Origin of the sequence: Pseudomonas sp. EA_65y_Pfl1_P113 (assembly GCF_963970525.1) — a bacterium.
GTDB classification, from domain to species: domain Bacteria; phylum Pseudomonadota; class Gammaproteobacteria; order Pseudomonadales; family Pseudomonadaceae; genus Aquipseudomonas; species Aquipseudomonas tritici.
The window spans coordinates 1-524 of the sequence record NZ_CAXAQM010000354.1 but is presented as its reverse complement, the minus strand read 5'-3'; the positions used below and the strand labels follow the sequence as shown (position 1 = coordinate 524).

Annotated in this window: 1 protein-coding gene; it reads left to right on the top strand. The window is 64.5% G+C overall.

Going from position 1 to position 524, the window contains the following annotated elements:
• Positions 1-215: 215 nt before the first annotated feature.
• The coding region (locus tag AACY52_RS30010; protein ID WP_339561332.1) for an aldehyde dehydrogenase family protein at positions 216-524 on the top strand (309 nt) is incomplete at its 3' end.

Below are 524 nucleotides of genomic sequence, written 5' to 3'. Positions count from 1 at the left end.
CGGCGCGGCATGAAATGACGCGACGCAGAGCCGGGACCCGGCTTCTTGCGACCCTGCCACCTTGCCACGTTCCCGCCATCGGCTCATATAACCTCCGTCTGCCGCAAAAGCTGGCCCCGCACATGGCGGGTTCAATTGCCGGTGCTTTCGTGCAAGGATGCCTGCCGGAACGCCCCCTCCAAGCCCCCAAGAAGAGGTTAACAATGGTCAATCGCATGCAATTCTACATCGACGGCGCCTGTGTCGATCCCGCCGTCAAGAAGTCCACGCCCGTCGTCAATCCCGCGACGGAAGAGGCGATGTACGAGGTTGCGCTGGGCTCGAAAGCGGACGTGGACAAGGCCGTCGCCGCCGCCAAGCGCGCGTTTGCGACGTTCTCCCAGACCAGCCGCGAGGAGCGCGTCGCGCTGCTGGCGAAAGTGATCGAGATCTACAAGACCCGCCTCAAGGACATCGGCGCCTCCGTCTCCGACGAAATGGGCGCTCCGCTGCCGATGGCGGAAAAGCTGCAGGCCGGTGCCGGC